The sequence below is a fragment of the Staphylococcus pragensis genome (assembly GCF_004785665.1).
Classification (GTDB): domain Bacteria; phylum Bacillota; class Bacilli; order Staphylococcales; family Staphylococcaceae; genus Staphylococcus; species Staphylococcus pragensis.
Window position 1 is genome coordinate 565921 of the sequence record NZ_SRPJ01000001.1, and the last position, 19572, is coordinate 585492.

Annotated in this window: 17 protein-coding genes; 16 read left to right on the top strand and 1 reads right to left on the bottom strand. The window is 34.5% G+C overall.

What is annotated here, in order from left to right; all coding sequences use genetic code 11:
* Nucleotides 1-81 precede the first annotated feature (81 nt).
* The 16 genes from E2558_RS02880 to rplS all read left to right on the top strand — a co-directional run bounded on the left by E2558_RS02880 (nucleotide 82) and on the right by rplS (nucleotide 16832).
* Nucleotides 82-858 carry a thermonuclease family protein gene (locus E2558_RS02880; RefSeq protein WP_229716361.1) on the top strand — a complete coding sequence of 259 codons (777 nt, stop codon included), beginning with the start codon at nucleotides 82-84 and terminating at the stop codon, nucleotides 856-858.
* 200 nt (nucleotides 859-1058) lie between these two features.
* Nucleotides 1059-3110: an ATP-dependent DNA helicase RecG gene (recG, locus tag E2558_RS02885; protein WP_126566573.1), complete on the top strand. Its 2052-nt coding sequence runs from the start codon at nucleotides 1059-1061 to the stop codon at nucleotides 3108-3110.
* Between the two features lie 316 nt (nucleotides 3111-3426).
* The gene (fapR, locus tag E2558_RS02890; RefSeq protein WP_126566575.1) at nucleotides 3427-3996 is read left to right on the top strand and encodes a transcription factor FapR; all 570 of its coding nucleotides are present in this window, start codon (nucleotides 3427-3429) and stop codon (nucleotides 3994-3996) included.
* Nucleotides 3989-4975 (top strand): phosphate acyltransferase PlsX, encoded by a 987-nt coding sequence (gene plsX / locus E2558_RS02895; protein WP_126566577.1) that lies wholly within the window; start codon nucleotides 3989-3991, stop codon nucleotides 4973-4975. The genes fapR and plsX overlap by 8 nt, the downstream gene beginning before the upstream one ends.
* Entirely contained in the window at nucleotides 4968-5894 is a 927-nt protein-coding gene (gene fabD / locus E2558_RS02900) for an ACP S-malonyltransferase (protein WP_126566580.1), read from the top strand. The genes plsX and fabD overlap by 8 nt, the downstream gene beginning before the upstream one ends.
* Nucleotides 5887-6624, top strand: coding sequence for a 3-oxoacyl-[acyl-carrier-protein] reductase (gene fabG, locus E2558_RS02905; RefSeq protein WP_103297870.1), 738 nt, complete (start codon nucleotides 5887-5889; stop codon nucleotides 6622-6624). The genes fabD and fabG overlap by 8 nt, the downstream gene beginning before the upstream one ends.
* Before the next feature lie 151 nt (nucleotides 6625-6775).
* Complete coding sequence (locus tag E2558_RS02910) at nucleotides 6776-7009, top strand: acyl carrier protein (RefSeq protein ID WP_001830184.1); 234 nt, start codon at nucleotides 6776-6778, stop codon at nucleotides 7007-7009.
* A gap of 110 nt (nucleotides 7010-7119) precedes the next feature.
* Nucleotides 7120-7830: a ribonuclease III gene (gene rnc, locus E2558_RS02915; RefSeq protein ID WP_371869271.1), complete on the top strand. Its 711-nt coding sequence runs from the start codon at nucleotides 7120-7122 to the stop codon at nucleotides 7828-7830.
* 66 nt (nucleotides 7831-7896) lie between these two features.
* Nucleotides 7897-11466 carry a chromosome segregation protein SMC gene (gene smc / locus E2558_RS02920; protein WP_126566585.1) on the top strand — a complete coding sequence of 1190 codons (3570 nt, stop codon included), beginning with the start codon at nucleotides 7897-7899 and terminating at the stop codon, nucleotides 11464-11466.
* A complete protein-coding gene (gene ftsY / locus E2558_RS02925; protein WP_126566588.1) occupies nucleotides 11463-12686 on the top strand; it encodes a signal recognition particle-docking protein FtsY in 1224 nt (407 codons plus the stop codon). Before smc ends, ftsY begins: the two co-directional genes overlap by 4 nt.
* Entirely contained in the window at nucleotides 12673-13005 is a 333-nt protein-coding gene (locus E2558_RS02930; protein WP_126566590.1) for a putative DNA-binding protein, read from the top strand. The genes ftsY and E2558_RS02930 overlap by 14 nt, the downstream gene beginning before the upstream one ends.
* Before the next feature lie 25 nt (nucleotides 13006-13030).
* On the top strand, nucleotides 13031-14401 hold the full coding sequence (gene ffh, locus E2558_RS02935) for a signal recognition particle protein (protein ID WP_126566593.1): 1371 nt from the start codon (nucleotides 13031-13033) through the stop codon (nucleotides 14399-14401).
* A gap of 339 nt (nucleotides 14402-14740) precedes the next feature.
* Complete coding sequence (rpsP, locus tag E2558_RS02940) at nucleotides 14741-15016, top strand: 30S ribosomal protein S16 (protein ID WP_103297864.1); 276 nt, start codon at nucleotides 14741-14743, stop codon at nucleotides 15014-15016.
* Between the two features lie 120 nt (nucleotides 15017-15136).
* On the top strand, nucleotides 15137-15640 hold the full coding sequence (gene rimM / locus E2558_RS02945) for a ribosome maturation factor RimM (protein ID WP_126566595.1): 504 nt from the start codon (nucleotides 15137-15139) through the stop codon (nucleotides 15638-15640).
* Nucleotides 15640-16380, top strand: a complete 741-nt coding sequence (gene trmD / locus E2558_RS02950) for a tRNA (guanosine(37)-N1)-methyltransferase TrmD (RefSeq protein ID WP_126566597.1) — start codon at nucleotides 15640-15642, stop codon at nucleotides 16378-16380. The genes rimM and trmD overlap by 1 nt, the downstream gene beginning before the upstream one ends.
* Nucleotides 16381-16481: 101 nt before the next feature.
* Nucleotides 16482-16832 (top strand): 50S ribosomal protein L19, encoded by a 351-nt coding sequence (gene rplS / locus E2558_RS02955; protein WP_103297861.1) that lies wholly within the window; start codon nucleotides 16482-16484, stop codon nucleotides 16830-16832.
* Nucleotides 16833-16952: 120 nt separating this feature from the next.
* On the opposite strand, the gene E2558_RS02960 is transcribed toward rplS, so the two are convergent.
* On the bottom strand, nucleotides 16953-19571 hold the full coding sequence (locus E2558_RS02960) for a YfhO family protein (RefSeq protein WP_126566600.1): 2619 nt from the start codon (nucleotides 19569-19571) through the stop codon (nucleotides 16953-16955).
* Nucleotide 19572: the final 1 nt, after the last annotated feature.

The window sequence follows — 19572 nt, forward strand, 5'->3', positions numbered from 1 at the left end:
TTAGAAAAATTTACAAAAAATTATATTTCTAATTTCCAAAATTAGTATAAAATATATTTAATGAAACTTAGGAGGATAGAAATGAAAAATTCAAGTTTGGTTATTAAAACATTTATTATCACTTTAATTAGCGTCATAGCACTTTCATTAGGTACTAGTTATACATATCATTCTCATATTGCTAATGCGCAAACATCATTAAAAAAAGAGCCGGCTAAGTTTGTTCGAGGTGTAGATGGCGATACTGTACAATTACTATATAAAGGTAAACAAGCAACATTCAGATTATTACTTATTGATTCACCTGAAACTAAAGATCCACGCAAGCCAGTTCAGAAGTATGGTCCAGAAGCAAGCAGATTTACTACTAGCATGATGGCGAATGCGCGAAATATCCAAGTTCAGTTTGATAAAGGGCAACGTACAGATAAATATGGTCGATATTTAGCTTATGTATACGCAGATGGTCAAATGGTAAATAATGCTATTGTAAGACAAGGTTTAGCTAGAGTTGCTTATGTTTACCCGCCGAACAATACTTATGTTCAAACATTGTATGCGAGTCAATCTAGAGCTCAAGCTGAAAAATTGAACATTTGGAGCACACAAACAACTAAATCGACAACTGAGACTAGTACAGTCCCTAAAGCTACAAAACCTATTGCAACAGTAAACACGACAAACAAAACAAACAAAACAAACAAAACAAACAAAACTACAAAAACTACAGCACCACAATATTTTAAAAATTGTACAGCAATGAGACAAACATATCCCAATGGTGTAAGTAAAAATCATCCAGCTTATCGTTCAGCATTAGATAGAGATAAAGATGGATGGGCATGTGAAGTAAAGTAGATAATTAAATAATAAGCGGTAAAACCTGTCTTCAAAAGATAGGTTTAATTTTTATTACTATAATTTTATTATGTAAACAAAAATCGTGAATATTCATTTTCCCTTTTTATATCTCATTTTCAAAAAAGCGTTAACTATCATTAATATAGTTAAACCATGTTAAAATAATAACGAGATTATAAATATTAGGTGAGAAAACGATGTCTAAAGTCAATTTAATAGAGAGTCCATATCCGCTTCAAAATATTAAAGGACTTGGACCTAAAAGAATGGCGTTATTACATGAATTAAATATTCACACTGTTGAAGATTTAGTATTATATTTACCGACAAGATACGATGATAATACGATAGTTGATTTAAATATGGCAGAAGATCAATCTACTGTAACGGTAGTAGGTCAAGTTTACTCAGTACCAACCGTAGCCTTTTTCGGGAGAAATAAATCTAAGTTAACGGTCCATCTCATGGTAGATAATATTGCAGTGAAATGTGTCTTCTTTAATCAACCATACTTAAAAAAGAAAATTGAATTACATGGCACAGTGACAGTTAAAGGGAAATGGAATCGAGCAAAGCAAGAGATAAATGGTAATCGTATGTTCTTTGATGCACAAGCGCAAGACACTGAAGAAGTGAAGCTAGAGCCAGTGTATCGCATTAAAGAAGGTATCAAGCAAAAACAAATGCGCGATATCATTCACCAAACATTAAATGATGTCACTATTCATGAATGGTTAACGGATGAATTGCGAAATAAATATAAATTAGAAACGTTAGACTATACGATTAAAACGATGCATCAACCGAAAGATAGAACTGAGTTATTACGAGCACGTAGAACATATGCGTTTACAGAATTATTTATGTTTGAGCTAAGAATGCAATGGCTTAATCGAATAGAGAAAACGTCTGATGAAGCGATTGAAGTTAATTACGATATCAAAAAAGTGAAAGCATTTATTGACACCTTACCATTTGAATTGACTGATGCTCAGAAAACGAGTGTTAATGAAATCTTTAGAGATTTAAAAGCACCGATACGTATGCATCGTCTATTACAAGGGGATGTAGGTTCAGGTAAAACCGTCGTCGCAGCAATTTGTATGTATGCCCTAAAAACAGCTGGTTACCAATCTGCACTTATGGTACCTACAGAAATTTTAGCGGAACAACATGCCAATAGTTTAACGGAATTATTTGGAGATTATATGAATGTTGCTTTATTAACGGGTTCTGTCAAAGGAAAAAAACGTCGTGCCTTATTAGAACAACTAGAAAATGGTACTATAGATTGTTTAATTGGAACACATGCACTGATTCAAGATGACGTTATCTTCGATAATGTAGGATTAGTGATCACAGATGAACAACATCGTTTCGGTGTGAACCAACGTCAAATGTTAAGAGAAAAAGGGGCGATGACTAACGTCTTATTCATGACAGCAACGCCAATTCCAAGAACTTTAGCAATTTCAGTATTCGGTGAAATGGACGTTTCTTCAATTAAGCAATTACCTAAGGGGCGCAAACCGATTATTACTAATTGGGCGAAGCATGAACAATATGAACAGGTACTAGCGCAAATGACTTCTGAATTGCAAAAAGGAAGACAAGCGTATGTTATCTGTCCTTTAATTGAAAGCTCTGAGCACCTTGAAGATGTGCAAAACGTTGTAGCACTGTATGAGTCACTACAAGCGCATTATGGCAATGGTCGTGTAGGACTACTTCACGGTAAAATGCCGGTAGATGAAAAAGATGAGGTTATGACACGATTTAGTGAACATGAACTAGACATTCTTGTTTCTACAACGGTTGTAGAAGTTGGGGTTAACGTGCCTAATGCCACATTTATGATGATTTATGATGCGGATCGTTTCGGCTTGTCAACGTTACACCAATTAAGAGGACGTGTAGGTCGAAGTGAACATCAAAGTTACTGTGTATTAATCGCCTCACCTAAAACAGAAACTGGAATTGAGCGTATGACGATTATGACGCAAACAACAGATGGGTTTGAGTTGAGTGAACGCGATTTAGAAATGCGCGGTCCTGGTGATTTCTTTGGCGTGAAACAAAGTGGGTTGCCAGACTTTATGGTGGCTAACATAGTTGAAGATTATCGTATGCTTGAAGTAGCACGTGATGAGGCTGCTGAGTTAATCCAATCTGGTGTCTTTTTTACTGATGCTTATGAACATTTACGTACATTTATTGATGAGAATTTGCTACACATGAGCTTTGATTAAATGACTGTAGGTAAATACTCTTACGCTTCATCTAAAGTAACACTTCTTATATAGAAGTTAATGCCACTTATATATAAAAAGTGTTTCTTTTTCCTAAAAGCGTCCACCGATACGTATGACATTCCCTCTATTGATGGGAGCTTTCTTCCAGTCATAATACCTTTGGAAATGCTGATGAGTAATCTATCTTTCTCTTTTCCGAAAAAGGGAGCAAGGTATGATGATATTTGTTGAGCTTCTTAAATAGAAAGTGTTATGATATGTGAGGAATGTTTAAGACTTGGTACTAAATTCGCGTGTAAAGGGGGAACTTTATTTGAAAATGAAGAAAGACGAACGTCGCCAAGCCATTCAAAAGGCGATTGATTTGAACCCCTTTATAACGGATAGTGCGCTGTGTGAGATGTTTGGTGTGAGTATTCAAACAATACGGTTAGATCGCACGTATCTTAATATTCCTGAGTTACGCAAACGTATTAAGTTAGTAGCTGAGCAAAATTATGAGCAGATTCAAGCTTTAGAGGCTAATGAAGTGATAGGTGACTTGATTCAAGTTGCGCCTAATCAATCAGCACAATCGATTATTGAAGTAACAGAAGAATCGGTATTTGCGAAGACTCAAATTGCTCGTGGTCATATCTTATTTGCGCAAGCGAATTCGTTATGCGTAGCATTGATACATAAATCGACAGTGTTAACACAAGAAAGCTCGATTAAATTTATTGAAAAAGTGAAGTTACATGATACTGTAAGAGCAGAAGCACATGTAACTGATAAAACAACGCATCATTATTTTATAAAAGTTAACTCTTATGTCAAAGATACTTTAGTGTTTCAAGGCACGTTTAAAATGTTTTATATAAGCGAGGATGAAGCAAATGGTTAAAATTGCTATAGATATGATGGGTGGCGATGATGCCCCTGGTATCGTGTTAGAAGCTGTTGAAAAAGCGGTTAATGATTTTAAAGATTTGGAAATTATTCTTTTTGGTGATGAAAAACAATATACGCTCAATCATGAACGTATTGAATTCAGACATTGTTCTGAGAAGATTGAAATGGAAGACGAACCGGTTAGAGCAATTAAACGTAAGAAAGATAGTTCAATGGTGCGTATGGCTGAAGCGGTTAAAAATGGCGAAGCAGACGGTTGTGTTTCAGCAGGGAACACTGGTGCATTAATGTCTGCTGGATTATTCATCGTAGGTCGCATTAAAGGTGTAGCACGTCCAGCTCTAGTAGTTACATTACCAACGATTGATGGTAAAGGCTTTACTTTCTTAGATGTGGGTGCAAATGCGGACGCGAAACCAGAACATTTATTACAATATGCACAACTTGGCAATATCTATGCTAAAAAAGTTCGTGGCCTCAATAATCCAAAAGTATCATTATTAAATATTGGTACTGAGCCAGCTAAAGGTAACTCACTAACGAAAAAAGCGTATCAATTATTAAGTGAAGATGGTAGTTTCAACTTCGCTGGTAATATTGAAGCGAAAACATTAATGGAAGGTAACACAGACGTTGTAGTAACGGATGGATACACTGGTAACATGGTATTAAAAAATATTGAAGGTACTGCGAAATCTATCGGTAAAATGTTGAAAGAAACATTATTAGGTAGCTTAAAAAATAAATTAGCTGCAGCCGTATTGAAAAAAGATTTAGATACGTTTGCTAAGAAAATGGACTATGCAGAGTATGGTGGATCAGTATTACTAGGTTTAGACGGTACTGTAGTTAAAGCTCACGGTGGTTCAAATGCGCGTGCATTTTACTCAGCAATTCGCCAAGCTAAAATTGCTGGAGATGAAAAAATTGTTGAAATTATGAGAGAAACGGTAGGTAATCAAGATGAGTAAAATTGCAATTGTTTTTCCTGGCCAAGGTGCTCAAAAAGTCGGAATGGCAAATGATTTATACAATGAAGATGCTAAGGCAACAGAGATATTAAATTCAGCACAGGAAGCAGTAGATTTTGACTTACTAGAAACAATGTTTACTGATAGTGAAGGGAAATTAGGTGAAACTGAGAATACGCAACCTGCATTGTTAACGCATAGTGCTGCATTATTAAACGCACTTAAAGATATTAATGCAGACTATACAATGGGACACAGTTTAGGTGAATATTCAAGCTTAGTAGCTGCTGGTGTATTAAATTTTGAAGATGCCGTTAAGATTGTACGTAAACGTGGTCAATTAATGGCGCAAGCTTTTCCAAATGGTGTGGGCAGTATGGCAGCCGTGCTAGGTTTAAGTTATGAAGAAGTAGATAAAATCTGTAAAGACTTATCTACGGAAGATGAATTAATTGAGCCAGCTAATATTAACTGTCCTGGACAAATTGTTGTGTCTGGTCATAAAACGTTAATTGATAAATTAGCGGAAGAAGGTAAGTCACTTGGTGCTAAACGTGTATTACCTTTAGCTGTGTCTGGCCCTTTCCATTCTTCAATGATGCAAGTCATTGAAAAAGACTTCGAAGCTTATATTAATCAATTTGATTGGCATGATGCTAAATTCCCTATTGTACAAAATGTGAATGCGAAAGGCGAAACAGATGCTGAAACAATCAAACAAAATATGGTTAAACAACTATATTCACCAGTGCAATTTATTAAATCAACTGAATGGTTAATCGACCAAGGTGTTGATCACTTTATTGAAATTGGACCTGGCAAAGTATTATCTGGTTTAATTAAAAAAATCAATCGTGATGTTAAATTAACATCTATTCAAACTCTAGAAGATGTGAAAGGATGGAATCAACATGACTAACAAGAATGCATTAGTAACTGGTGCTTCAAGAGGTATAGGACGTAGTATTGCGTTACAATTAGCTGAAGATGGCTTTAACGTAGCTGTAAACTATGCAGGCAATAAAGAAAAAGCAGAAGCAGTAGTAGCTGAAATTAAAGAAAAAGGTGTAGAAAGCTTTGCGATTCAAGCAAACGTTGCTGAAGGCGATGAAGTTAAAGCAATGATTAAAGAAGTTGTGAGTCAATTTGGTTCACTAGATGTGCTTGTAAATAACGCTGGTATAACACGCGATAACTTATTAATGCGTATGAAAGAGCAAGAATGGGATGACGTCATTAATACAAACTTAAAAGGTACATTCAATTGTATTCAAAAGGCTACACCACAAATGTTACGTCAACGTGGTGGGGCAATCATTAACTTATCAAGTATTGTAGGTGCTATGGGTAACCCTGGCCAAGCAAACTATGTAGCAACTAAAGCGGGTATTGAAGGCTTAACTAAATCAAGTGCACGTGAACTTGCATCACGCGGTATTACAGTGAATGCTGTTGCACCTGGTTTCATTGTTTCAGATATGACAAATGCTTTAAATGATGACTTAAAATCACAAATGTTAGAACAAATTCCGTTATCACGTTTTGGTGAAGATAAAGACATCGCTTATACGGTAGCATTTTTAGCGTCTGAAAGAGCTAAATACATCACAGGCCAAACAATCCACGTTAATGGTGGCATGTACATGTAAAATTAAAAATAAGCATTTTTAGTATAAAAAAATGTACTTTACATGGTGTAAATAGTATCTTTACAATGCTAATAAATGCTTGTATTTTAACCATTAAAATGGGAAAATAAAATAGTCTATGGATAGACACTTTTAAAGGAGGTGAATCGACGTGGAAAACTTCGATAAAGTAAAAGACATCATCGTTGACCGTTTAGGTGTTGATGCTGACAAAGTAACTGAAGATGCATCATTCAAAGATGATTTAGGCGCTGACTCACTTGATATCGCTGAATTAGTAATGGAATTAGAAGATGAATTTGGTACTGAAATTCCTGATGAAGAAGCTGAAAAAATCAACACTGTTGGTGATGCTGTTAAGTATATCAATAGTCTTGAAAAATAAAAAACTTACATCTGAGTCGTCTACAGGATGGCTCAGATTTTTTTCATAAGAATCAAACATAGAAAAGATATAATGGAGGTTCTAGCGTGACAAATCCAAAGAAAATAGCAATGGTAAATGAGTTTCAACAACAATTTTCAAAGAAAATGAAATCGCTTGGATTTGAATATTCAAATATCGAATTATATCAACAAGCATTTTCACACTCGAGTTTTATAAATGATTTTAATATGGATCGTTTAGAACACAATGAACGTTTAGAATTTTTAGGAGATGCGGTATTAGAATTGACGGTTTCACGTTATCTTTTTGATAAACACCCTGACTTACCAGAAGGGAATTTAACTAAAATGCGTGCAACAATCGTATGTGAGCCCTCACTTGTAATATTTGCAAACAAAATCGGTTTAAACCAATTAATTTTATTAGGTAAAGGTGAAGAAAAAACGGGCGGAAGAACACGTCCATCACTCGTTTCAGATGCATTTGAAGCATTTATAGGTGCCTTATATCTTGACCAAGGCTTAGAGGTCGTTTGGCAATTTGCTGAAAAAGTGATATTCCCACACGTTGAAGATAATGAACTCATAGGTGTAGTAGATTTTAAGACACAATTCCAAGAATTTGTGCATAGTCAAAATAGAGGAGATGTGACGTATCGCCTTATCAAAGAAGAAGGGCCCGCACATCATCGCCTATTCACCTCTGAAGTTATATTAGAAAATGAGGCAGTTGCCACGGGACAAGGAAAAACGAAAAAAGAATCCGAACAAAAAGCTGCTGAACGTGCCTATACTAAATTAAAACAATTAGACGCCTAATTAGAATGATATTAATAATTACCCCTTATCAACAAGAATGAGTATGAATGTATTAAGGAGAATAAAATGGTTTATTTAAAATCAATTGATGCCATTGGTTTCAAGTCATTTGCCGATCACACAAATGTGCAATTCGATAAAGGTGTTACGGCAATTGTAGGTCCAAATGGTAGCGGGAAAAGTAATATCACAGATGCCATTAAATGGGTACTAGGTGAGCAATCAGCTAAATCCCTTCGTGGTTCTAAAATGGAAGATATTATTTTTTCAGGAGCAGAACATCGAAATGCTCAAAATTATGCAGAAGTACAACTTAATTTAGATAACTCTACCCGACAATTACAATTTGATGCCGATAATATCGTAGTGACGCGCCGATTATACCGTAGTGGTGAAAGTGAATACTATTTAAATAATGATCGTGCACGCTTACGAGATATTACGGAACTATTTTTAGATTCTGGCTTAGGAAAAGAAGCATTTAGTATTATATCTCAAGGCCGAGTAGATGAGATTTTGAATGCAAAACCTATCGATAGACGCCAAATATTAGAAGAATCTGCGGGCGTACTCAAATATAAGAAGCGTAAAGCGGAGTCATTGCAGAAACTTGGTCAAACAGAAGATAATTTAACTCGAGTGGAAGATATATTATATGATTTAGAAGGTCGTGTAGAGCCACTTAAAGCTGAGGCATCGATAGCTAAAGAATACTTACAATTATCAAAAGAAATGAAACAGAGCGATGTTATTGTTACTGTGCATGATATCGATCACTATTCAGAGGATAATCGACAATTAGATCATAGATTGAATGACTTGAAAAGCCAACAAGCTGACAAAGAAGCGAAACAAGCTCAAATTACACAATATTTACAAAAGCAAAAGGCGAAGCGCCAACAAATTGATACGGATGTAGAACGACTTAACTATGATTTAATCAAAGCAACAGAAGAGTATGAAAAGTTCACTGGTCAACTTAATGTGTTAGAAGAAAGAAAACGCAATCAATCTGAAACAAATGCACGTTTCGAAGAAGAAATTGAAAATCTTAATGAAGATTTAAGTAATGCTGAAAAAGAAAAAGAAGAACTAACACAACAGCTTGTCTCTCTAAAAGACAAACAAAAAGGGTTAAATGCAGAAATTCATGACATAGAATCTCAGCTTTATGTTTCTGATGAACAGCATGAAGAAAAACTTGAAGCTATAAAAAATGATTATTATGAATTAATGTCGAAGCAATCAGATGTTAACAATGATATTCGCTTTTTAGAACATACGCTTAAAGAAAATGAAGCTAAAAAATCACGTTTAGATACACGATTAGTTGAAGCTTTTAATCAGTTGAAGGAAATACAAAAAGAAATTTCGAATACTGAAAAACGTCATCAAACTATCTCGAATGAATTTAAAGCTGTGGAAAGACAGATTGAGCAACAAGAAAAAGCACTTTCAGAAGCAAAACAATTACAGACTGAGTATGAAGATAAACTGTATCAAGCATATCGTTATACCGATAAAATGAGAGCTCGAATCGAAAGTTTAGAAACACAAGAGGAAGAATATTCTTATTTCTTTAATGGCGTTAAACATGTGTTAAAAGCAAAAGGTAATACACTACAAGGTATTCACGGTGCAGTAGCAGAAGTCGTTCAAGTACCTTCAGAACTAACACAAGCGATTGAAACAGCGTTAGGTGCTTCTTTACAACATGTCATTGTTGAAACAGAAAAAGAAGGTCGCCAAGCCATTCAATTCTTAAAACAAAAAGGCTTAGGAAGAGCAACATTCTTACCATTAAATGTAATTAAACCTCGCATGCTTTCAGCAGATATAAAAAGAACAGCGCAAAGCTCCAATGGCTTTATTAATGTAGCTTCAGAAGCGGTGTCAGCGAGTAAACAATATCAAGCTATCGTTGATAATCTTTTAGGTACTACAATTGTTGTCGATAATTTGAAAAATGCTAATGAACTTGCAAAAGCCATACAATATAAAACACGTATTGTTACATTAGAGGGCGACATTGTTAACCCTGGTGGTTCAATGACAGGTGGTGGCGCTCGTAAAACGAAAAGTATTTTATCTCAAAAAGATGAACTTACTACTATGCGTGCTCAGTTAAAAAGCTATGAACAACAAACACAAGACTTTGAACATCAATTACAAACACATAAACAAAAAGTTGAAAGTTTAAGTGACGCGTATATTGAGTTAAATCAACAATATAATCACTTAAAAGAACAGTCACATAATGAAGCGTTAGCTTTAGATCGTTTAAAAACACAAGAAGCACATATTAAAAATGAGCATGAAGAATTTGAATTCGAAAAGAATGATGGCTATCAAAGTGAGACAAGTCGTACAACACTAACAGAAAAACAAAATCGATTAGTTGAAATTCAAACGCATCTTGCTCAACTTGAAAAAGATATTGAGCGTTATACACAGCTATCTAAAGAAGACAAAGCATCAACTTCAAAAATGCAACAGCATTTAAATCAAAAACGTTCTGACTTAGCCGTTATTAAAGAACGCATTAATGCTCAAAAGTCCTCATTAGATCGTGCAGAAAAACAAATTAACAACATTCAACAACAAATAACAAACGTTAATGAAAAGATTGAATTATTTAATTCAGATGAAATGATGGGACAACAAGCCTTCGATAAATTACAGAACAATATTCAAGAAAAACAAGCATTGCGTGAATCAGTGACGCAACAATTAGAAGAATTGAAACAACAACGAGTGTCAGTTGATGAAGATATAGAGATTCATGATTATCAATTACAAGAATGCCATCAAGACTTGTTATCCATTGAAAGTTTTTACCAAGATATTAAAGCACAGCAATCTAAATTAGATGTCTTAATCAATCACGCCATCAATCATTTGAATGAGACATATCAATTAACAGTTGAACGTGCCAGAGAAGAATATCAAGATGAGACGCCTATTGAAGCATTACGTAAGAAAGTGAAATTGACTAAAATGTCTATCGATGAATTAGGACCTGTTAACATCAACGCGATAGAACAATATGAGGAAATTAATGAACGCTATACATTCTTAAACGATCAACGTAATGATTTGAGGGAAGCAAAACAAACGCTTGAACAAATTATTGAAGAAATGGATCAAGAAGTGAAAGGTCGCTTTAAAGAAACATTCTTACAAGTTCAATCACACTTTACTACAGTGTTTCAGTCGTTATTTGGTGGCGGACATGCTAAATTAGAGTTGACAGATGATGATTATTTATCAGCTGGGGTAGATATTATTGTTCAGCCCCCAGGTAAAAAACTACAACATCTTTCATTATTGAGTGGCGGTGAACGTGCTCTTAGTGCAATTGCTTTATTATTCGCAATATTAAAAGTTCGCTCTGCACCATTTGTTATACTAGATGAAGTAGAGGCTGCACTTGATGAAGCAAACGTCATTCGTTATGCTCAATTTTTAAAAGAATTATCAGTACAAACTCAATTTATTGTTATTACGCATCGTAAAGGAACAATGGAATACTCAGATCGCTTATACGGTGTCACGATGCAAGAATCAGGTGTTTCTAAATTAGTAAGCGTTAATTTAAATACTATAGATGAGGTTATGAAGGAGGAGCAAGGATGAGTTTTTTTAAACGATTAAAAGATAAGTTTTCATCTAAATCTACAGATGAGATTGAACAAGAATTATCTGAAAGTGAAGAAGTTGAGGAAGATGCGTCGTCGCAACAAGACGACATGGCAGAGCCAGCCCCTAAAAAGAAGCCTCGTAAGTTAAGTGAAGCAGACTTTGACGAAGATGGTTTAATTTCAATTGAAGACTTTGAAGAAATTGAAGCTCAAAAAATGGGTGCGAAATTCAAAGCTGGTCTTGAAAAATCACGTGAAAACTTCCAAGAACAACTTAATAATTTAATCGCACGTTATAGAACAGTAGACGAAGATTTCTTCGAAGCATTAGAAGAAATGTTGATTACAGCAGACGTTGGATTTAACACTGTAATGCAATTAACTGACGAATTACGTACAGAAGCACAACGTCGTAATATTAAAGAAACTGAAGATTTACGTGAAGTTATTGTTGAAAAAATAGTAGAAATTTATCATCAAGAAGACGATAATTCAGAAGCGATGAACCTTGAAGATGGACGTCTTAATGTCATTTTAATGGTCGGTGTTAACGGTGTAGGTAAAACAACTACAATCGGTAAATTAGCACATAGATATAAAATGGAAGGTAAAAAAGTAATGCTTGCTGCAGGCGATACATTTAGAGCCGGAGCTATCGAACAATTACAAGTTTGGGGAGACCGTGTCGGTGTAGAAGTGGTTAAGCAAAGTGAAGGTTCAGATCCAGCAGCGGTTGTATATGACGCCATTAATGCTGCGAAAAATAAAGGTGTCGATATTTTAATTTGTGATACAGCTGGACGTTTACAAAACAAATCTAACTTAATGCAAGAATTAGATAAAATGAAACGTGTTATTAGCCGTGCTGTACCAGATGCACCTCATGAAGCGTTATTATGTTTAGATGCTACAACTGGTCAAAACGCTTTATCACAAGCACGTTCATTTAAAGAAGTAACCAATGTCTCTGGTATCGTGTTAACGAAATTAGATGGTACTGCTAAAGGTGGTATCGTACTTGCCATTAGAAATGAACTTCATATCCCGGTTAAATACGTAGGTCTTGGTGAGAAATTAGATGACTTACAACCATTTAACCCTGAAAGTTATGTATATGGTCTATTTGCAGATATGATTGAGCAAAATGAAGATATTCCTGAAGAAGTGGCTGAATTAGATTTTAATAATGAGGAACATTCGAATGGGGAAAAATGATTTAGTTAAAACCTTACGAATGAATTATTTGTTTGATTTCTATCAATCATTACTTACTGAAAAACAAAGAAATTATCTTGAACTATTTTATCTTAAGGATTATTCTTTAAGTGAAATTGCAGAGACATTTAATGTGAGTAGACAGGCAGTTTATGATAATATAAGAAGAACTGGCGATTTAGTAGAAGATTATGAAGCTAAGCTTAATTTATATGAAAAATTCGAACAACGTCGTACTATTTATGAAGAAATGAAACAAACGTTAAATGATCCAAATAAATTAAAATATTACATTACTCAATTAGAAGAATTAGAATAATTTTCAAAAAAGGAGGGCAATTAACATGGCATTTGAAGGATTATCCGATCGCTTGCAGGCCACGATGCAAAAGATTCGTGGTAAAGGTAAAGTCACTGAAGCGGATATTAAAACAATGATGCGTGAAGTACGTCTCGCATTACTTGAAGCCGATGTTAACTTTAAAGTAGTTAAAGACTTCGTTAAGACTGTATCTGATCGTGCTTTAGGTTCAGATGTAATGCAATCTTTAACGCCAGGTCAACAAGTTATAAAAATTGTACAAGACGAATTAACACAACTAATGGGTGGAGAAAATACATCTATTAAAATGGCTAATAAACCACCAACTGTTGTAATGATGGTAGGTTTACAAGGTGCCGGTAAAACGACAACTGCTGGTAAATTAGCCTTACTAATGCGTAAAAAATATAATAAAAAACCTATGTTAGTAGCTGCCGATATTTATCGTCCAGCAGCGATTAACCAATTACAAACAGTAGGTAAACAACTTGATGTACCTATATATAGTGAAGGTGACCAAGTTAAACCACAACAAATTGTTGAGAATGCCTTAAGTTATGCTAAAGAAGAGCATCTTGATTTCGTAATTATTGATACAGCTGGTCGTTTACACATCGATGAAGCATTAATGAACGAGCTTCAAGAAGTTAAAGAAATTTCTAAACCGAATGAGATTATGTTAGTTGTCGATGCAATGACAGGTCAAGATGCTGTTAACGTTGCACAATCATTTGATGATCAATTAGATGTTACAGGTGTCACTTTAACTAAATTAGATGGTGACACTCGTGGTGGTGCTGCGTTATCAATTCGTTCTGTTACTCAGAAACCAATCAAATTTGTCGGTATGAGTGAGAAGATGGACGGTTTAGAACTATTCCATCCTGAACGTATGGCGTCTCGTATTCTTGGTATGGGTGACGTTTTAAGTCTTATTGAAAAGGCTCAACAAGATGTCGACCAAGAAAAAGCGAAAGACTTAGAAAAGAAAATGCGTGAATCATCATTTACATTAGATGATTTCTTAGAACAATTAGATCAAGTTAAAAACTTAGGTCCACTGGATGACATTATGAAAATGATACCTGGTATGAATAAAATGAAAGGTATCGATAAATTAAATATGAGTGATAAACAAATCGATCATATTAAAGCGATTATTCAATCAATGACACCAAGTGAAAGAGAAAATCCAGCAAGTTTAAATGTTTCACGTAAAAAACGTATCGCTAAAGGTTCAGGTCGTTCTTTACAAGAAGTCAATCGATTAATGAAACAATTTAATGATATGAAGAAAATGATGAAACAATTCACTGGTGGCGGACGTAAAGGTAAAAAAGGCAAACGTAGCCAAATGGAAAATATGCTTAAAGGCATGAACTTACCATTCTAATAATGAATAACAACATCGAGCAATCAAATGGGTTGTTCGATGTTTTATTGGTTATAAAGGTTTATTTCATAAATCTATTTTTAGAGGTTCGGCCTAGCTAAAGCTAGTGCGCAGTGGTTGATTGGACTTGAAATAAAATATTTCAAGTGCCTAATCAACTGTGCGGGGGTGAGAGGACGAATTCAAAAGAATTCTATCTCACTCCCATAACCAAATCTACGATTTATTTCATAAATCTAGATTTGGTAAAGAAAAAAGTCTTTACAAAGTTTGATTGAACTGTTAATATTATTTCTTGTAGAAAATAAAAAGTAAAAGATTTAAAGGAGAGTTTTATATATGGCAGTTAAAATTCGTTTAACTCGTTTAGGTTCAAAAAGAAATCCATTCTATCGTATCGTTGTAGCTGATGCACGTGCTCCACGTGACGGTCGTATTATCGAACAAATCGGTACTTACAACCCAGCTAGCGTTAACGCACCAGAAGTTAAAATCGACGAAGAATTAGCTTTAAAATGGTTAAAAGACGGTGCTAAACCAACTGATACAGTTCACAATATCTTATCTAAACAAGGTATTTTAAAAACTTTTGATGAACAAAAGAAAGCTAAATAATTAGCGAAAGTTTTAATAGTTTAAAACTTATCTAAGGCGCCCTTTGTGGCGTCTTTTTATTTAATAAAAAATCATGATACTATGTAAGAAATGAACTTAATGTATTAGGAGGGGCGCAATATGGAAGTTGAAGTGGGACAGATTGTTAACACGCATGGAATTAAAGGCGAAGTAAAAGTTAAATCTAATTCAGATTTTACGGAAACACGTTTTCAGCCAGGAGAAACATTAATAGTTAAACACAACAATAATGAAATAGCGTTGACAGTTACTTCTTATCGTGTGCATAAAGGGTTTCACATGCTTAAATTTGAAGGTATCAATAACATTAATGATGTTGAACAATATAAGGGAGACTATTTATATCAAGAGCGTGATCACGAAGATATAGAATTAGAAGAGAATGAGTTTTATTATTCAGATATCATCGGATGTACAGTGTTTGATGATGAAGATACACCAATTGGTCGAGTAATCAACATCTTCGAAACAGGTGCAAATGATGTATGGGTAGTGAAAGGTGACAAAGAATATCTTATCCCTTATATTGCCGATGTAGTTAAAGCAGTTGATATTGAAAATAAATCAATTCGAATTACACCAATGGAAGGATTGTTAGACTAATGAAGATTGATTATTTAACATTATTTCCAGAAATGTTCGATGGTGTGCTGAATCATTCTATTTTAAAAAGAGCGCAAGATAAAAATATTATCAACGTAAACACGATTAATTTCAGAGATTATGCTGTCAACAAACATAATCAAGTAGATGATTATCCATTTGGTGGCGGTCAAGGCATGGTGTTAAAACCAGAACCTGTATTTAATGCTATGGAAGATATTCAACGCGATGCGGATACACGTGTAATATTAATGTGCCCTCAAGGACGTCCATTTTCACAAGAAATAGCACAAGAACTTAGCGAAGCAGAACATATTGTCTTTATCTGTGGACATTATGAAGGCTATGACGAACGTATTCGTGAGCATCTTGTTACAGACGAAATTTCAATGGGTGATTACGTCTTAACTGGAGGCGAGTTACCTGCGATGACGATGACGGATGCGATTGTGCGTTTGATTCCTGGTGTTCTAGGTAATGAACAATCTCACCAAGATGATTCTTTCTCAGACGGTTTGTTGGAATTTCCGCAATATACCCGCCCAAGAGAGTTTAATGATATGTCAGTGCCTGATGTATTATTATCTGGTAACCATGCAAATATTGAAAAGTGGCGTCATGAACAAAAGTTAATACGTACTTATAATAAGCGTCCGGATTTATTGGAACAGTATCCACTTACAGATAACGATAAAGAAATTTTAGAAAGCTATAAAAAGCAATTGAAAAACGAGAAGTAGTATGCTAATATATATCAAGTGTGAAAAGACACTAAAAATCACTATGATCCGCTGCTATATGTATGTCGAGGCAAGAACATAGGTTGAAGGAGAGTATAAAAATGAGTAATCATAAGTTAATCGAAGCAGTAACTAAATCACAATTACGCACAGACTTACCAGCTTTCCGTACTGGTGACACTTTACGTGTACACGTACGTATCGTGGAAGGTTCACGTGAACGTATCCAAGTATTCGAAGGTGTTGTAATCAAACGCCGTGGTGGAGGAATTTCAGAAACTTTCACAGTTCGTAAAATTTCTTCAGGTGTAGGTGTGGAACGTACATTCCCATTACACACTCCAAAAATCGAAAAAATCGAAGTTAAACGTCGTGGTAAAGTACGTCGTGCTAAATTATACTACTTACGTAGTTTACGTGGTAAAGCTGCTAGAATCCAAGAAATTCGTTAATCAGCATACTGAAGATATGATAAAGGTATGGGTTAGTCACAACGCATATCTTAATCAAAAAGACTTCCAATTGATGGCTTCATGCCAGATTGGAAGTCTTTTTTGTATTAGTTAAGTTTTTTAAGATGAATGCACTTTACGTTTTACCCATAGGCTAAATATGACACTACCTATTATTCCGATTACACTTAATACTATTAAAATGAATAAATGAGGTGGTGTATATGTTAATCGTATATGCGTATCATTTTTATTGACTGGAATGGCAGTCATAATACCATTTGCTTTTTCAACTTTAACGTCTCTACCGTTGACGTTTGCTTTCATACCATCTGCATATACAGTCGGTAGAACAACATAACCTGAAGTGCCTTTAGATTTTGTAATAGTATAACCATTTCTATTTTCTTTTACTTTAACAGCTTCTAGCTGCTTTGAAGCATGTTTTAAGGTATCATAATTTTCACCGTAAATGCCTTTAACAGATAAGCGATATTTTCCCTTTGAAAGGTGAATGTTTAACTTATCAGATGATTTCACCCTCATTGTGACAGGTGTAACAAAGCGACGGTATTTATAGCTTAATTCATTACGATTTTGAGTATATTCATTTACACCTACATTATGTGCTTTATCAGGTGCTAATAATTCTACATCCATTTCCACATACATATCTTTATATTTATTTGCAATGGATTGTGGCAATGATAAGGTTACGCCACCATCATCTTTAGTTACTTGAAGGTGATTTTTATTTTGCCAAGAGGCGTTATTTAACGATTCCTCCGCTTCACCAAGTAAATTATCGTTACGCTTAAATGATGTATTTGCTTTTTTAGAATTATTATCTAGGACTACACCTTGTAACATCGCCTGTTCACGATCTAGCGGTGATTTAAGATCCTTAGCATTATAAATCTTGTCAGTAACGTGTGCAGCTGGATAATCCATTTTATTTTTGGAATGTATTAATTTGTCTTTACCCTCAGTAATTGTCTCTGCCTTTTCAAAACCATAAGGCATGTTTAAATCCTCAGGATGACGGAAACGGTCTTGAACATCCCACATTGCTTCTAAATTCGCGCGATTACCTAAATAACGATAAGTACTATTCTTATCCACCGGCATATTGATTTGCATTAATTTATCATAATAGTTTAAGATGCTCCCATCGAAAATGCTGGAATATAGGGAGATGCCATTATAATGATAAATAAACGGTGAATTTAACCCATACATCGACATGTAATCAATGCGATGAAATGGATCATTAGTTGCGTCATTAATATGATTAATCTTTTTAGCAAGTGTCTTATTATGATAACTAGGGTCGTGAATTGTTTTCATTGTAGTGGCATAAGGATCAATCGTACGTGCTCGTGAATCATGCGTTAATACAACTTGTTGCACGACGAAGGTAAGAACCATAGCTAAAAGTATAATAGGGTGGTTTAACCACTTTTTCCTCCAAACTAAGAAAGCAAGTACCACCATCAATGCTAATGGAACAACCATCCAATGAACATAGCCTTCAGCAAAGATTAATTTAAGTATGCCAAAAATGAAGACCGGCACCGCAGCAAATAAATAATGCTTCAGCGATAATTCTGATAAATATTGAATAAATAAAGCGATCAATGCACTTGTTGATAGGGGTAGGAAATAAACCCAACGACGTTGTGGTAAAGAGAAACCATTAAACGCACTATCAAAGTATTGTGAAAGTGAACCGATTAATAAAAACCATGTAATGATGGCAAAAATACGATAATAGTAATGCTTATATAGTTTAAATGAAAGTAATGCGACTAATGCAATAATTGATACAGTGATATAAAAACCATTTGAGAATATATAATATTTATTATGAGTCAAATCAGTGAATAACGAAATGTTAAAGTCATTATTTTGCTGTCTATCGTTATTTAAAAATGACGACACGCCAGTATAGAAACCTAAAATACTTGAAAGCAACGCTAAAATTGCACCACAAGCAAGTAGATAGAACTTTTGCCAACGTGTAACGATATCATAGCGATATGTAAAAATCAGTCGTAATAAGAAATATATTCCTAATACAATGGCTTGATAATAGCTAAAGTAGAAGTTTGAAAATAAAGTTAACGCAACTGAAAATATAAATAAGCCAATTTTTCGTTGTTGGAAGAAACGTTCCATTCCCCATATTGATAATGGTAAGAAAATCAATAAATCACCATAAAACGACCATGTATAGTTATAGTATAATATGAGCGTTGAAGCACCATAAGAGATGGTCGCTATTAATAGTGGTGCAGGTTTTAATTTTAAATATCTAAAGCAATAAAATGCACAGATAAATGTAATGATTGTTCTAATATAGGCAACAATCAATTGGTTAAATGGCCAAAAATCAATTTGATGGGGATTCCAATTAAATAGGGTTTCTCCAAGCCAAACAAATATGAAATTAAGCCACATAATAGGGGAGAAGGAGTAATAATAAGCAAGTCCTTTAACATAGTCGCCCCCTAAACCAAATGACTGGTCATAAAAACCTTTGAATTGAGTAAAATGCTCATATAAATAGAGTTGAAAAGGCATCATTTGTCTAAAACCGTCGCCAGAACCACTAAACACATATCCCTCTCTAAAATAATCGCGTATAAATGGATAATAAATCGCTAACGACACTAAATTAGCAACGATAAAAATGAATCCAAATGTCCATAATGGTTTAGTCCAAACTTTCTTAATCAAT

Bases quoted from the DNA above. Each gene is read 5' to 3' on its own strand.
- E2558_RS02880 (WP_229716361.1), top strand. From the start codon at position 82: ATGAAAAATTCAAGTTTGGTTATTAAAACATTTATTATCACTTTAATT.
- recG (WP_126566573.1), top strand. From the start codon at position 1,059: ATGTCTAAAGTCAATTTAATAGAGAGTCCATATCCGCTTCAAAATATT.
- plsX (WP_126566577.1), top strand. From the start codon at position 3,989: ATGGTTAAAATTGCTATAGATATGATGGGTGGCGATGATGCCCCTGGT.
- fabD (WP_126566580.1), top strand. From the start codon at position 4,968: ATGAGTAAAATTGCAATTGTTTTTCCTGGCCAAGGTGCTCAAAAAGTC.
- fabG (WP_103297870.1), top strand. From the start codon at position 5,887: ATGACTAACAAGAATGCATTAGTAACTGGTGCTTCAAGAGGTATAGGA.
- rnc (WP_371869271.1), top strand. From the start codon at position 7,120: ATGGTAAATGAGTTTCAACAACAATTTTCAAAGAAAATGAAATCGCTT.
- smc (WP_126566585.1), top strand. From the start codon at position 7,897: ATGGTTTATTTAAAATCAATTGATGCCATTGGTTTCAAGTCATTTGCC.
- ftsY (WP_126566588.1), top strand. From the start codon at position 11,463: ATGAGTTTTTTTAAACGATTAAAAGATAAGTTTTCATCTAAATCTACA.
- E2558_RS02930 (WP_126566590.1), top strand. From the start codon at position 12,673: ATGGGGAAAAATGATTTAGTTAAAACCTTACGAATGAATTATTTGTTT.
- ffh (WP_126566593.1), top strand. From the start codon at position 13,031: ATGGCATTTGAAGGATTATCCGATCGCTTGCAGGCCACGATGCAAAAG.
- rpsP (WP_103297864.1), top strand. From the start codon at position 14,741: ATGGCAGTTAAAATTCGTTTAACTCGTTTAGGTTCAAAAAGAAATCCA.
- rimM (WP_126566595.1), top strand. From the start codon at position 15,137: ATGGAAGTTGAAGTGGGACAGATTGTTAACACGCATGGAATTAAAGGC.
- trmD (WP_126566597.1), top strand. From the start codon at position 15,640: ATGAAGATTGATTATTTAACATTATTTCCAGAAATGTTCGATGGTGTG.
- rplS (WP_103297861.1), top strand. From the start codon at position 16,482: ATGAGTAATCATAAGTTAATCGAAGCAGTAACTAAATCACAATTACGC.